Source organism: Streptomyces sp. CAU 1734 (assembly GCF_039888735.1).
In the GTDB taxonomy this organism is placed as follows: Bacteria; Actinomycetota; Actinomycetes; order Streptomycetales; family Streptomycetaceae; genus Streptomyces.
In genome coordinates this window covers 286,386-299,385 of the sequence record NZ_JBDQQP010000005.1, presented here as the reverse complement: position 1 = coordinate 299,385, position 13,000 = coordinate 286,386, and the positions used below count along the sequence as shown (strand labels likewise).

Annotated in this window: 10 protein-coding genes and 2 pseudogenes; 4 read left to right on the top strand and 8 right to left on the bottom strand. The window is 72.1% G+C overall.

Going from position 1 to position 13,000, the window contains the following annotated elements; translation table 11 throughout:
- Positions 1 to 177 precede the first annotated feature (177 nt).
- From AAFN69_RS11965 to AAFN69_RS11935, 7 genes and pseudogenes are all read right to left on the bottom strand, one after another.
- On the bottom strand, positions 178 to 1,143 hold the full coding sequence (locus tag AAFN69_RS11965) for an LD-carboxypeptidase (protein WP_347728372.1): 966 nt from the start codon (positions 1,141 to 1,143) through the stop codon (positions 178 to 180).
- The gene (locus tag AAFN69_RS11960; protein WP_347728371.1) at positions 1,140 to 3,137 is read right to left on the bottom strand and encodes a prolyl oligopeptidase family serine peptidase; all 1,998 of its coding nucleotides are present in this window, start codon (positions 3,135 to 3,137) and stop codon (positions 1,140 to 1,142) included. The genes AAFN69_RS11965 and AAFN69_RS11960 overlap by 4 nt, the downstream gene beginning before the upstream one ends.
- A gap of 14 nt (positions 3,138 to 3,151) precedes the next feature.
- On the bottom strand, positions 3,152 to 4,525 hold the full coding sequence (locus AAFN69_RS11955) for a M20/M25/M40 family metallo-hydrolase (RefSeq protein WP_347728370.1): 1,374 nt from the start codon (positions 4,523 to 4,525) through the stop codon (positions 3,152 to 3,154).
- Positions 4,518 to 5,351 (bottom strand): M55 family metallopeptidase, encoded by an 834-nt coding sequence (locus AAFN69_RS11950; protein ID WP_347728369.1) that lies wholly within the window; start codon positions 5,349 to 5,351, stop codon positions 4,518 to 4,520. The genes AAFN69_RS11955 and AAFN69_RS11950 overlap by 8 nt, the downstream gene beginning before the upstream one ends.
- A gap of 72 nt (positions 5,352 to 5,423) precedes the next feature.
- Positions 5,424 to 6,170, bottom strand: coding sequence for a class I SAM-dependent methyltransferase (locus AAFN69_RS11945; protein ID WP_347728368.1), 747 nt, complete (start codon positions 6,168 to 6,170; stop codon positions 5,424 to 5,426).
- Between the two features lie 302 nt (positions 6,171 to 6,472).
- Positions 6,473 to 7,150 (bottom strand): annotated as a pseudogene (locus tag AAFN69_RS11940) (PAS domain-containing protein); the annotation flags it as partial.
- Between the two features lie 261 nt (positions 7,151 to 7,411).
- The gene (locus AAFN69_RS11935) at positions 7,412 to 7,858 is read right to left on the bottom strand and encodes an SRPBCC family protein (protein WP_347728367.1); all 447 of its coding nucleotides are present in this window, start codon (positions 7,856 to 7,858) and stop codon (positions 7,412 to 7,414) included.
- Positions 7,859 to 8,022: 164 nt separating this feature from the next.
- Here AAFN69_RS11935 and AAFN69_RS11930 point away from each other — a divergent pair.
- A pseudogene (locus AAFN69_RS11930) lies at positions 8,023 to 8,241 on the top strand (radical SAM protein); the annotation flags it as partial.
- A 445-nt stretch (positions 8,242 to 8,686) separates the two neighbouring features.
- Here AAFN69_RS11930 and AAFN69_RS11925 read toward each other — a convergent pair.
- The gene (locus tag AAFN69_RS11925) at positions 8,687 to 10,018 is read right to left on the bottom strand and encodes an MFS transporter (protein WP_347728366.1); all 1,332 of its coding nucleotides are present in this window, start codon (positions 10,016 to 10,018) and stop codon (positions 8,687 to 8,689) included.
- A 268-nt stretch (positions 10,019 to 10,286) separates the two neighbouring features.
- On the opposite strand from AAFN69_RS11925, the gene AAFN69_RS11920 reads away from it, so the two are divergent.
- The 3 genes from AAFN69_RS11920 (at position 10,287) to AAFN69_RS11910 (ending at position 12,995) form a co-directional block, all read left to right on the top strand.
- Positions 10,287 to 10,826 (top strand): helix-turn-helix domain-containing protein, encoded by a 540-nt coding sequence (locus AAFN69_RS11920; protein ID WP_347728365.1) that lies wholly within the window; start codon positions 10,287 to 10,289, stop codon positions 10,824 to 10,826.
- A 266-nt stretch (positions 10,827 to 11,092) separates the two neighbouring features.
- Entirely contained in the window at positions 11,093 to 11,719 is a 627-nt protein-coding gene (locus AAFN69_RS11915) for a pyridoxamine 5'-phosphate oxidase family protein (protein WP_347728364.1), read from the top strand.
- Positions 11,720 to 12,455: 736 nt separating this feature from the next.
- A complete protein-coding gene (locus AAFN69_RS11910) occupies positions 12,456 to 12,995 on the top strand; it encodes a VOC family protein (RefSeq protein ID WP_347728363.1) in 540 nt (179 codons plus the stop codon).
- Positions 12,996 to 13,000 lie beyond the last annotated feature (5 nt).

Below are 13,000 nucleotides of genomic sequence, written 5' to 3'. Positions count from 1 at the left end.
TGTTCCTCTCGGCGGGGGTGATCACCGGAGAGGACCCGCGAGTCCTCTCCGGCGTTGATCCACCGCTCACCGGTTGATCCCGATCCGGCCATTTCACTCCCCGTGCCCCGGTCCGCCCCTCCCGCAGGGCGGCGGAACGCCGGCGGGCGGGCGGAGCGGCCGGGGCACGGCGGGGTGTCAGAGCAGCGCGGGCTCCTCCAGGGTCAGCGTGCCCGCGTCCGCGTCGAGCACGGCCGGGACGCCCAGAGGCATCGTCAGATTGGTCTCCCCGTGGCCGAAGCCGAGCTCCTCCACGACCGGCACCCCGAGCCCGCCGAGCCGGTCCCGGAGCACCTCCCGGACCTCTTCATAAGGTCCGCACTCGGCCCAGGAGCCGAGTGCGACACCGGTGACACCCTCCAGCAGTCCGCTCCGGAGGAGCTGGGTGAGGATGCGGTCGAGGCGGTAGTCCTGTTCGCCCACGTCCTCCAGGAGGAGAAGCCCGCCCCGGGCGGAGACGCGTGCCGCCGGGCTGCTGAGATCGGCGGCGAGCATGCTCGCGCAGCCGCCGAGGGTGATGCCGCGCGCCCTGCCCGGGACCATGGCCCGGGCGGTCGCCGCCCCCAGGGTCAGCACCGATTCCGGTTCGAGCAGGGTCGCCCGCAGCGACTCACGGGTGGCGCCGTCCTTGAGGAAGGTCAGCGCGCCGATCATCGGGCCGTGCAGGGTGACCAGCCCCGCCCGGGCGGCGAACGCCTCGTGCAGGGCGGTGACATCGCTGTAGCCCACGAACACCTTGGGCCCGGCGGCCCGGATCGCCGTCCAGTCGAGCCGGTCGACCATTCGCTGTGCGCCATAGCCGCCCCGGGCACAGATCACGGCCGAAACCGATGGATCGCACCATGCCGCGGTCAGATCGCGGGCCCGGTCGCCGTCATGGGCCGCGAGATACCCGAACCGGGTGTGCCGTCCGCGCACATGCGGCATGACGACGGGATCGAGCTCCCAGGAGCGGAGGATCTCCAGGCCCTCGTCGAGCCGGTCGTCGGGGACCGGGCCGCTGGGGGCGACGATGGCGACCCTCGCCCCGGGCCGCAGCCGGCGGGGCCGGACCAGCGGGGCGAGCACGGCCCCTTCGTCTCGGGTCACTGCGTCACGGGTCACTGCGTCAGCTCCAGCGGCGGAATGTCGGGACGGTCGATTCCGAAGGTCCTCGCGTAGAGGGCCAGTTCGGACTCCAGCGCGCGGATCATGGTCTCCGCCTTGCGGAAGCCATGGCTCTCGCCCTCGAAGGAGATGTACGCATGCGGGATTCCGCGCCCCGCGATCCGGGCCAGGAACCGCTCGCTCTGCGCGGGCGGGCAGATCACGTCGTCCAGTCCCTGGAGCAGCAGGAAGGGCACGGAGATCCGGTCGCTGTGCTGGAGCGGGGAGCGGTCCCGGTAGCGGTGACGGACCTCGTCGAAGGGGCCGATGAGGGATTCGAGGTACTGCGACTCGAAGTCGTGTGTCTCGTCGGTGGCCCAGGCGAGCAGGTCCAGCACGGGGAAGAGGATGGTTCCGCAGGCGTAGACATCGGTGCCGGCGAGGGACGCGGCGGTGGTCCAGCCGCCGGCGCTGCCGCCGCGGATCGCCAGCCGGTCCGGGTCCGCGGTGCCCTCGGCGGCGAGGGCTCCGGCGACGGCGGCGCAGTCCTCCACATCGACCACCCCCCACTCCTCCCGGAGGCGCTCGCGGTACTCACGGCCGTACCCGGTGGAGCCGCCGTAATTGACCTCGACCACGCCGATTCCGCGCGAGGTGAAGTAGGCGATCTCCAGATCGAGGACGAGCGGTGCGTATCCGGTCGGCCCGCCGTGGGCCCACACCACGAAGGGCGGCAGTTCGCCGTCGGGCGCGCTCCGGCCGGGGTGGTGCGGCGGATGGACGTACGCATGGATCTCGCGGCCCCCGGGACCGGTGAAGGTGCGGGTCAGGGGCTGTGAGTAGTACGCGGGGTCCACCGGGTCGCGGTGGGGAGAGCCGATCACCCGGGTGTGGCCGGTGCGGGTGTCGAGCTCCACGATCTCGTACCCGCTGTGCGGCGACGCGGCGACACCGAACACCCGGTCCCCGTGGACGGCGAGGCCCGCCGCCCACTCGGTCCAGGGGCCGACGGCGTCGACCAGTTCACCGGTCTCGGGGTCGAGAATGCCGAGGGCGGTGGAGCCCTTGCCGTGGATGACGGCGATCAGGCCGTTCTCCAGCGGGTGGAACCACTGGAGTCCGATCTTCCAGAGCGGGCCGCCGAACTCCTCCTCGCGCCCCGGGCAGAGCGCGGTGCCGCCGGCGCGGTCCGGCTCCCCGGGGCCGCTCCGGTACAGCTCCCACCAGCCCGAGGTGTCGGAGGCGAAGAGCAGGGAGCCGTCCGGCGCCCAGTCGGCCTGGCAGATGGACTCCCCGGCGGAGCCGAGGACCGAGCGCACCCCGGTCAGCCTGCCGTCGCCGGTCACCTCGGCCAGCTTGACCACGGTGCCGTCCCACGGCATCTGCGGATGATCCCAGGCGATCCAGACGGCCTGCCGTCCGTCCGGGGAGAGCCGGGGTCCGGTGAGGAAGCGGTGCCGGTCGTCGGAGAGCTCCCGTACCGCGCTCCGGTCGTCGGCGGCCGAGCCGTCCAGCGGCACAGCGGCGATCACCCGGCGGACATCGGTGGGCGCCGGGCCGGTGAACTCCTCCAGGACGCACCAGACCTCGCCCCGGTCCGGATGGATCCGCAGATCCGCCCAGCGCAGGCCGTCGCCGACCGCCGAGAGAGGGGTGAGCGGGCGCGGCTCGGCGCCGGGGACGTCCGGCTCATGGGCGTACAGCCGCTGGTCGGGGTGGTGGACGAAGACGACGAGCGGGCCGGTGCCGTCGCGCACCGCCCCCGCCCAGGGGTGGCCGCCGTACTCGATGACACGGCTGCGCACATTCCAGGGGGCGGGCAGCACGGACTCCTCCGTGCCGTCGGCCCGCCCCCGGATGAGGGCTCGCCTGCCGCCCTCGGCGGGGCGGGGCGCTGTCCACCAGACCTCCGTGCCGACCAGGCCGGGGTACTCGGGCCGGCCGTCGTGGGAGGCGGCGAGTGCCGCGTCGATCGGAGACGGCCATGTGCCGTAGGGCGCCTGAGCTGCCATGTGCGGGTCCCCCTTCACGCCGAGCGCAGATAGTGGTCGAGCACCTGGACGCCGAAGTGGAGCGCTTCGACGGGAACCCGCTCGTCGACGCCGTGGAACATGGCGGCGTAGTCGTAGCCGACGGGCAGCTTCAGCGGCGAGAAGCCGTAGCCGGTGATCCCCAGGCGGGAGAACTGCTTGGCGTCGGTGCCGCCCGCCATGCAGTAGGGGACGACATGCCCCTCCGGTGCGAAGCGCTGGATCGCGGCGCTCAGTCTGGCGAAGGTGGGGGAATCCACGGGAGCCTGGAGCGGCACCTCGCGGTGGTGGAACTCCCACTCCACATCGGGTCCGGTGAGCCGGTCGAGGGTCTCGCGGAACTCGTCCTCGGCGCCGGGCAGCATCCGGCCGTCGATGAAGGCCGTGGCCTGTCCGGGGATGACATTGACCTTGTACCCGGCGTCGAGCATGGTCGGGTTGGCGCTGTTGCGCACGGTCGACTCGACCAGGGCGGCGGCCGGACCCAGCTTGGCGATGAGGGCGTCCGCGTCGAAATCGGGGGAGTGGACATCGGCATCGATGCCGTGCAGCCCGGCGAGTGCCGCGAGGGCGGCGCGGACGGTGGGGGTGAGCCGGACCGGCCACTCGTGGTCGCCGATCCTGGCGACGGCGGCGGCGAGTCTGCTGACCGCGTTCGACCGGTTGACCTTGGAGCCGTGACCGGCCCTGCCGTGGGCGGTGAGCTTGAGCCAGGCGGTGCCGCGCTCGCCCGCCGCGACCGGGTAAATGGTCATCCCGGGGCCTGCGTGGAAGGTGTAGGCGCCGGACTCGCTGATGCCCTCGGTGCAGCCGTCGAAGAGGCCGGGATGGCGCTCGGTCAGAAAGCCGGAGCCGTCGGCGGCGCTGTCCTCCTCATCGGCGGTGTAGGCGATGACGATGTCCCGCCGGGGCCGCACACCGGCCCGGGCCCAGCCGCGGACGACGGCGAGGATCATCGCGTCCATGTTCTTCATGTCGACGGCGCCGCGGCCCCAGACGACTCCGTCGCGGATCTCCCCGGAGAAGGGGGGCACGGTCCAGTCGGCCGCCTGGGCGGGGACGACGTCCAGATGTCCGTGGACGAGCAGGGCGTCGGCGGAGGGGTCGGTGCCGGGGATCCGGGCGACGACATTGGTGCGCCCGGCGGTGCGCTCCAGCATGACGGGGTCGAGTCCGGCATCGGCCAGCCGCTCCGCCGTGTACTCGGCGGCCGGGCGCTCCCGGCAGTCGCCGCCGCCCCGGTTGGTGGTGTCGATGCGGATCAGCTCGGAGGTGAAGGTGACCACCTCGTCGAGGGCGAGGGCGTCGATGGGCGGCTGCGCGCCCCCGGCCGGCGCCGGCCCGTCGTGATGTGCGGTCAGGTCAGCCATACTGCTCCTCCACGGCGGCGGAAACGATCGTGGTGACCGCCTTGAACGTACGAATGGCCCGGTACATGGTGTCGCTGGTGTAGGTGATCCGGCGCTCGCCGCTGCTCGCCACCCCGGGCACCACGGTCGCCGCGGCGGCCAGATGTTCCGCGTCGAACTCCATCTCCATCACATACGGCCCGCCGGGCGCCGGTTCGTACCGGGCGGCCAGGGCCGTCGCCTCCTTGGCTGCGGAGCGGATGTCGGCGGCGGTACGGGCGGGAGGCCGGCAGATCGCCGCATACCGTGACACATAGTCCTTGACGGCGACCTTTTTCGCCTCCGGCGCGTATCCCTCAGCGTCGACACAGGTGAGGTTGTCCCCCGTGATCAGGACGACCGGCACTCCGTACTCCGCGACCACATGGGCATTGAGCAGCCCCTCGCTCGCCCGGAGGCCGTTGAGCCAGACTCCGGTGAGCTGGTTGGCGAGGTAGGTGTGGGCCAGGACTCCCTCGGTGCCGGCGCCGGTGTGATAACCGATGAAGGCGATGCCGTCCACATCGCCGTGCTGGACGCCCTCGACCATGCTGAGCGCCTTGTGCCGGCCGGTGAGCATTTCGACCCGCTCGTCGAGCTGTTCGAGCAGCAGATTGCGCATGCTCCAGTGCGCCTCGTTGATGAGTACGTCATCCGCGCCGCCATCGAAGAAGCCGAGCACGGCCGCGTTCACATCCGAGGTGAACATGGAGCGGCAGCGCTCCCACTGCGGTGTGCCCGGCAGCACATCCGCCGGCCAGGTGACTCCGGTGGCGCCTTCCATGTCGGCGCTGATGAGGATCTTCATGCCAGGAACCGTACGCGTCGCCCGGCAAACCGACCACCCCTGTGGATAACTTCACAAAACCGGCCCCGACAACTATCCGTTTCGGCCCACGACCAGCCATTTCGATGGCAGCTCGATACGGGAACCGTCCGGTTCGTACTCCGCCGTGGTCAACGGAATATCCCCCTCCGCGAGGATCGGGAGTCCGGCCGCGGCAAAGAATCCGGCCATGTCCGCGTCGGGGACGGGGGTCGGGGTGACACCGTGCCGGAGTACCGGAAGGAGCTTGGGCGGCGGCCCCGCCGGCGCCTCGGCAAGCTGCCCGAGCCGCACCCCGGCGGATTCCGCGAGCTCCACCACGAAGGCCCGGCCGCGCTCGCCGACCAGGGCGGCGATCGTGTCGACAAGGGGCTGCCGGTCCTTGGGATCGGCTTGGTGGAGCACTTCGCGCATATAGACATTGCAGTCCCCCAGCTCCCGCCGGAGCGCACCGGTCTGCTCCGGGTCCACCGCGTCGAGCCGGCGGAACTCCGGCTCCGCTGCGGGGACTCTGCCCGGCGCCGGCCGCTTCCGGGCCCTGGCCAGCTCTATGGCGGCGGGCGCGAGATCCACACCCAGCACCCGGGGGAACCGGTCCGCGAGAAAACATGTCTGGGTGCCGTTTCCACAGCCGAGATCGACCAGCGGCAGCCGGTGGTCGTCGATGTGCGGTTCGTAGAGGGCCAGATGTCTGCCGACGGTGAGGGTGGGTTCCGCGTCCCAGAACACCTCACCGGGGCCACCGGAGATCTCGCCCCAGAAACCGTCCCAGGTCTCCAGATATCTCTTCGTCACGCTCATGACCAGCTCCCGAGGATGAGACAGAGTGTCAAGAGCGGTCTACCGTGCGCGTCTTCCAACCACAAGCGGGCGTCACCCGCGGCGGGTCGGCCGGAGCGCGGCCGCGCGGCGGACCTCCCCCGTACCGCCGGCTCCGCGCCCCCGGAAGCGCAGCCGAACCCGTCGCGGGAAGGGAAGGGGTACGGGAGGGACACGGGGACATGGGAAGGGGCCGACCGGGAGGGGAACGCGCCGTCAGCCGCTCATCGCGGGTCGGGGCGCGAACCGCGCAGCCGCAGGTCGCGAGGGCGGTCCCGGTGGAGCGCGGACCGTTCGGCGGTCCGGCGCATGCCCCAGTCGGGGGTGACCGGCACCCGGACGTACCGGCTGAACTCCAGGACCGGACAGCCGAGCTCCAGCACCCGGGAGACGATTCCGGCCGACGCCCCCGCGCTCATGCCCGGCAGACTCCCGGGCAGCCCGCGCACCAGCTCGCGGGCGGTGCGGAAGTCGGTGTGCGGAGCGAAACCGGGCGCTATCCGCCGGATCCGCTCATCCGTCCCGTCCCCGACACCGGAGGCGTCCGCGGCCAGGACGAGCAGCCGCTCGGCACCCGGTCCGGTCATGGGATAGGCCCACCACAGCACATCGATCCGGCCCCGGCCGGAATCGGAGAGCCGGGCGCGGCCCGCGGTCGGTGTGGAGGTGCGGCCGGCCGGCGGGGCGCCGGAGCCGCGGCCGGCGTCATGCCCGGCGTATCCGGCCTGCTCCGCGTACTCGGCCAGCGCACCGGAAACCGGGAGGAGATCGGCGGCCGGCTGCCCCACGGCCTCCTCGCGAGAGGGGCCGAACAGCCGGCGCGCACCCGCGGACCAGTGCGACACCCGGCCCGGCCCGTCCACGACCGCCACGGCGAGCGGAATCCGGCCGGCGCCGGCACACCACTGGGGGACCCGCTGCGGAACTCGCTGTGGCACTCGTCGCGGAACGCCACTGTCCATGGATGGAGGGCTCCTTCCCCGCCGCCGGGACGGGCGGCTTCGGCACCACGTTACGGCGCCGCGGAGTCAGCGCGCGGGGCAACCGGGGAATAGGTTGTGCGCCCGCGCGAAGCCGGGGCCGGACGGGATCCCGCGCGCCGGCCGAGCGCGCCGCCGCGCCCCCCGCCCTGGCCACACCGCCGCCCGGGGCCGGATGGCGGATGTCGCGGGGGTACGAACCCGTCGGCCGCCCGTACCCCGCCCGTCGTCCCGTCGTGACGACTACTTCTTCTCGGTCGCCGCCGCGAGATTGGCCAGCACGAGATCGTGAATGCGGTTGAGCCCCTTGGGCGCGAAGGTCCGTTCGAAGAATCCGCCGATGCCGGTCGCACCCTTCCACGACGCGGTGACCACGGCACGGCAACTGCCCTCACCGGCCGGGGTGACCGTCCAGGTGGTGACCATGGAGGAGTTGCGGTCCTTCTCGATCAGCTGTCCGTCGGTGGGCTCGGTGACCTCCAGCAGACAGTCGCGGACCCGCTTGCTGGTCGCCTGGAGCCGCCAGTGGACGAGGGTGCCCTCGCCGTCGCCGCCCTCACGGACCTCGTACTCGCTGAACTGCGGAGGCAGCAACGAAGCGCGAGCGTTCTCGTAGTCGGCCAGTGTGTCGAACACCGTCGCCGCGTCCGCCGCGATGATCCGTTCCGTCGTGGCCTCGACCTGCGCCATTGCTGTTCCTCCAGCACTCGTTTGTTCGGGGGTGCCGCTTGGCCCGGCTTAGCCAACCACCTCGGGTCCGGCCGCCCAAATCCGGGGCCCGTCGGATCCGGCCCCAAGCGATCATGGGAACACTTGTTCTATTCTGTGGCCAGAGCAACCGAGGAGGGCGAACCATGCGCTGGAACCATCTGGCCGAGAACCCCGCGTCCACCGGGGAAGCCGCACTCTTCGGTACGTCGGCGGTCACCACACGGACGTTCGACACCCCGGGATTCCGCGGCATCACCTTCCACGAGGTCCGGGCGCGTTCGATTCTGAACCGGGTGCCCGGAGCCTCCCGCATGCCGTTCGATTGGACGGTGAACCCTTACCGCGGCTGTTCGCATGCGTGTGCGCACTTCACTCTGTGACCCCATTGAGCCCGGGAGGGCCGATGCTCAGTACACCGAACGCGGACAAGGCTTGGAAAGGCATGACGAGGTCATTCCCGCCTCCGAAGGCGCCTGGCCGGCATGCCGCCCCCGACAGGGCGGAGAGGACGGCTTACACCGTGCTGCTGCGTGAACCGGCTGCGCGCTCGGACGACGCCGACGCGCGTCAGTGGCTGCTGCTGCGCGACCGCACAGCGAAGCGCCTGTAACGAAGCACCAGCAGGGGCCGCTTCAGAAACACGTCGGTCGCCCGAGAAGCCCGTCGAGGCAGTCCTGCACCGGCCCGTACGGGCTGCCGCGGAACCAGCCTGCGGACCATCCGCCCCGCCCGCCCGCCCGCCCGCCCGCCGGGCGGGCGGGCGGGCGGGGCGGTCGGGGGCTCGGGGGCGACCGTCCGCGTGTCCGGTCAGCCCTTGCCGAACGGCGTGGATCCGGCGGGAGGTTCGGCTTCGGCGGGGCCGGTGCCGGTGCCGTCGGAGGTCCCGGAGGCGTCGGAGGCGTTCAGGGCGGCGGTTTCGGCGGGGGCGGCCTCGGCGGCGAGAGGTTGGGCGGCGGCGACTTCGGCGGAAACTGTTCCGGCGGCTTCGGCGAGGACCGCCCCGCCGGCGGGCGCCCGGCGGGACATCCGGTGCCCGATCTCGGAGACCAGCAGGGCGATCGCGGCCAGCCCGGCCGCGATGAGCGGCAGCGAACCGGCCCCGGCCCAGCCGATGCCGACCGCGCCCACGGCCCCGGAGAGAGAGATCGCGAGATAGAGGATGGCCGCGTTCAGCGAGACCAGCACCGAGGCGGACCGCGGATCGAGCGTGATCAGCCGGTGCTGCTGGGGCGAGGTGATGGCGAAGGCCGCCGTGCCGTAGACGACGATCATCACCAGCGCGGACAGGAACGCGCTGGTGGCCAGCGGGAACAGCGCCAGGCTGACGGTCATCCACAGCAGCGCGACGGCGACCACACCGCGTCCGCCGATCCGGTCGGCGAGCCGTCCGGCGGCGAGGTTTCCGAGCGTGCCGACCACTCCGAGGGTGAACATGAGGACGGCCAGCCGGTCGCCGCTGCCGCCGGTGGCGGGTTCGAAGACGACGGCTATGTAGGTGTACGGCATGTAGACGGCGGTGAAGCCGATCAGGGTGGTCGCCAGAATCGCCAGCACCCGGCGGTCCTTGAGCGGCGCGACGCGTTCCTTGAGACTCTCCGCCGCCGGGGCCGAGATCCGGGCGGGCACCAGGAGCCGGAGGCCGATCAGCCCGAGCACGGCGAGCGCGGCGACGAACCACATCGTGGAGCGCCAGCCCAGGGAGCCGCCCAGGGCGGTGCCGATGGGCGCGCCGAGGGCGGTGGCGGCGGTGAATCCCGTGGTGACGGCGGCGATGGCGCGGCCCTGCCGGTCCGGCGGGACCAGCGCGGCGGCGGTGACGGCGGCGGTCGGCACGAAGAGTCCGGCGCCGGCGGCCGCGACCATCTGGGCGAGGAGCACGGTGGCGAAGGTCGGGGCGAGCGCGGTGGCGACATTGCCCGCCAGATAGACGGCAACAGCCAGGAGCAGGATCCCGCGCCGGGGCCGCCGGGCGGTGACGGTCGCCAGGATCGGCGCGAGCACCGCGCAGGTCAGCGCGAACACGGTCACCACCTGACCGGCGGTGGCGACGGAGACGCCGAGGTCCTCGCCGAGTTCGGGGAGGACTCCGGCGAGCACGAACTCGTCCGTGCCGATGGCGAAGGTGGCGAAGCCCAGCACGAGGACGCTGCCACGGGGAGCCCGACGCTCACCTCCACCCCCTGAAGTCGCGGATAACGCCGTGGATTCACCAGGGAAATCGCTCGTCATAACCATCCAGTCATGTGTTTCGCAGGTGTAGGGCGATATGCCGTCAAGGCCGGCGGAGGGGCGAGGGGTCCGGAGGGCCGGGCCGTACGGGAGTCGATCGCTCGGTACCGATCGGTACCATCGAGCTGGACAGTACCGATCGGTTCCGTTTCGCGTCAAGGTCGATTACGGTGACCGCATGGCCACACACGCTCGCGAGCGGCTCATCGAGGCAGCCAAGGAACTCTTCTTCGCGGAAGGCATCCGCGCGGTGGGCGTCGAACGCCTGCTGGCCGCCTCGGGCGTCGGGCGCGCCTCGTTCTACCGCCACTTCGCGAGCAAGGACGAGCTGGTCGTGGCGGTCCTCTCGGAGCGCGGAGAGCGTTGGCGACAGTGGCTGGAAAATGAGGTGACGGCCCGGGGCCGCGGGCCGCTGACCGTCTTCGACGCTCTCGAACAGGACTGTGAGCGGGGGAATTTCCGAGGCTGCGCCTTCATCAACGCGATGACGGAGTTCTCGGACGCCGAAGGTCCGGTCCGCCGGCTCGCGTCCGAGCACAAGCAGGCCGTCATCGCCTTCGTCGCCCGGCTGCTGACGGACGCCGGCCATCGCGACGGTACGGCGCTGGCCCGGAAGTTCGTCCTGCTGATGGACGGGGCGACCGTCACGGTCGCGCGCGAGCGCAGCGCGGAGCCGATCCGCTGCGCCAGGTCGATCGCGGCGGGGCTGCTGTCATGACCCGCGCACGGACGAGGACCCCGCGCCCGCCCCCGAGGGCCCGGCGCCGCACCGCACGACCGGCACGCACCCCGACCGCGACCCGCACCGCCCGCGCCCCTCGTACCGCACATCCCGTACGCACTCCTCGTACCGCGAGGTTCCGTACCGGCGGGCCCTCGGCCGGGCGGCCGGGGGCGCGGGGTCGCGGCGGTCGGGCGGCGGCACGAGAACGCGTACCTCCCACGGCTCTTGGAACTCGAACCCACGCTCGCCAAGGACACGCCATGACCAGATTCGCCCGTATCGCCTACACCGAGTCCGTCCAAGCGGCCCAGCGGGAGAACGGCAGCGCGCTCGCGGCCTCGCGGCAGCTGGCCGCCGGTGACGAGCCGGACCCGCTCGGGCCGAACGAGACGGAGTTCATCTCCTCACGCGACGGCTTCTACATGGCCAGCGTGGGCGACACCGGATGGCCCTATCTCCAGTACCGGGGCGGCCCGCCCGGCTTTCTCCACGTCCTCGACGCCCACACCCTCGCCTTCGCCGACGTACGCGGCAACCGCCAGTACATCAGCGCGGGCAATCTCCGCCGGAACGACCGGGTGGCGCTGTTCCTCATGGACTACGCCCGCCGCACCCGGCTCAAGATCCTCGGCCACGCCGCCGAGACGGCGCTCGACGAGTCCCCCGAGCTGACCGAGCGCCTCTCCGAGCCGCGTACCGACGGCCGGGTGGAGCGGCTGTTCGTCATCAAGGTGGAGGGGCTGAGCTGGAACTGCCCGCAGCACATCACCCCGCGCTTCAGCGAGGACGAGCTGAGCGACGCGCTGGCTCCCGTCCGTGACCACATCGCCCGGCTGGAAGCGGAGAACGAGGCCCTGCGGGCCCGTCCGGCGGCGCCGGAGGGCTGACACGCGCCGGGCGGCGGTCGCGAACTCCCGTACCCACCGAGGCTGTCGACGGCCTCGGGCGGTCAGGGGAGGGCGGGTCCGGGCCGCGGTTCCGGGGGCCGCGCTCCGCCGGCCGGCCGGATGCCGAAGGCCTCCTCGAAGCCGGACGAGGCGGTGGCCTCCAGAAGGATCCGCCGCCTGGACGGCGAAGGGCGAGCCGTCCAGGCGGCGGGCGAGCGCGAATCGCGGAGGCGAGGGCGCGCGCGGTGTCGTCGCTGATCTCGTCGACGAGCCCGGCCTCCAGGGCCCGCCGGCCGCTCACCCCGCCGTCGTGGAGCGCCAGCCGTCGTGCGCGCACCGCGCCGAGCTGGGCGGTCAGCCGGTGGACGACCATGCCGGGCCAGGGTTCGCCGGAGGCGGCGAGGGGCGCGAGCCGGAGATCGGGCGCGGCGACGCGGTAGTCGCAGGAGAGCAGCGCCTCCAGCGCCGTGCCGCCGCACCAGCCGCCGACGGCGGCGAAGACACCGGCGCCGGCCCGCTCGTGATCACCCGCCGCGCACAGCTCCCGGACGGCCGCGACCGCGCAGAACCACTCGCCCCGCTCGCTCGCCGCTCGGACCACGACCCTGCCCCGAGGGGTGCGAGTCGGTCTGTGTGGTCCCAAGCTGACCTGGCTGAGAGGGCTTTGGTTCTGGGCCAAACATTGGCCTAGATGGCCTCTAGGTTGCTGGCAGCAGACACTTTCGAAGGGACCCAGATGCCTGAGCCGACCACCACCAACGCCGCCCCGCAGGGCTACACGACCATCGCGCCCTGGGTGGTCACCGATGACACAGGAGGGTTCCTCGACTTCGTCACCCAGGTGTTCGGCGGGGAGGAACTGTCACGGGTGACGACCGAGGACGGCTTGATCGGGCACGCCGAGATCCGGGTCGGTGACACCGTGCTGATGGCCTTCGACCGGCACACCGACTGGCCCGCCATGCCGAGTCTGCTGAACGTGTTCGTGGCCGACGTGGACAAGACGCTCGCGCAGGCCCTCGAAGCCGGAGGCCGGCTCGTCACTTCCCCGGCCGATGACGCGTTCGGGCAGCGAGGCGGACGCGTCAAGGACCCCTTCGACAACATCTGGTGGATCACCAGCCACGTGGAGAACCTCTCGGAAAGTCAGATGTGGGAGCGGTTGCGGGATCCCGTGTACGCCGAGGCCATGCGCGCCGCCCAGCAGACGCTGGACGCCGAGCTCAGCGGCCGGCGCCGTGGACGCAGCAGCACCCCGGTGAAAGACGCTCGCTGACTTCC

Excerpts from the sequence above, each read along its gene's own strand:
- AAFN69_RS11960 (WP_347728371.1), bottom strand. The coding sequence starts at position 3,137 with ATGGCAGCTCAGGCGCCCTACGGCACATGGCCGTCTCCGATCGACGCG.
- AAFN69_RS11955 (WP_347728370.1), bottom strand. The coding sequence starts at position 4,525 with ATGGCTGACCTGACCGCACATCACGACGGGCCGGCGCCGGCCGGGGGC.
- AAFN69_RS11950 (WP_347728369.1), bottom strand. The coding sequence starts at position 5,351 with ATGAAGATCCTCATCAGCGCCGACATGGAAGGCGCCACCGGAGTCACC.
- AAFN69_RS11945 (WP_347728368.1), bottom strand. The coding sequence starts at position 6,170 with ATGAGCGTGACGAAGAGATATCTGGAGACCTGGGACGGTTTCTGGGGC.
- AAFN69_RS11935 (WP_347728367.1), bottom strand. The coding sequence starts at position 7,858 with ATGGCGCAGGTCGAGGCCACGACGGAACGGATCATCGCGGCGGACGCG.
- AAFN69_RS11920 (WP_347728365.1), top strand. The coding sequence starts at position 10,287 with ATGGCCACACACGCTCGCGAGCGGCTCATCGAGGCAGCCAAGGAACTC.
- AAFN69_RS11915 (WP_347728364.1), top strand. The coding sequence starts at position 11,093 with ATGACCAGATTCGCCCGTATCGCCTACACCGAGTCCGTCCAAGCGGCC.
- AAFN69_RS11910 (WP_347728363.1), top strand. The coding sequence starts at position 12,456 with ATGCCTGAGCCGACCACCACCAACGCCGCCCCGCAGGGCTACACGACC.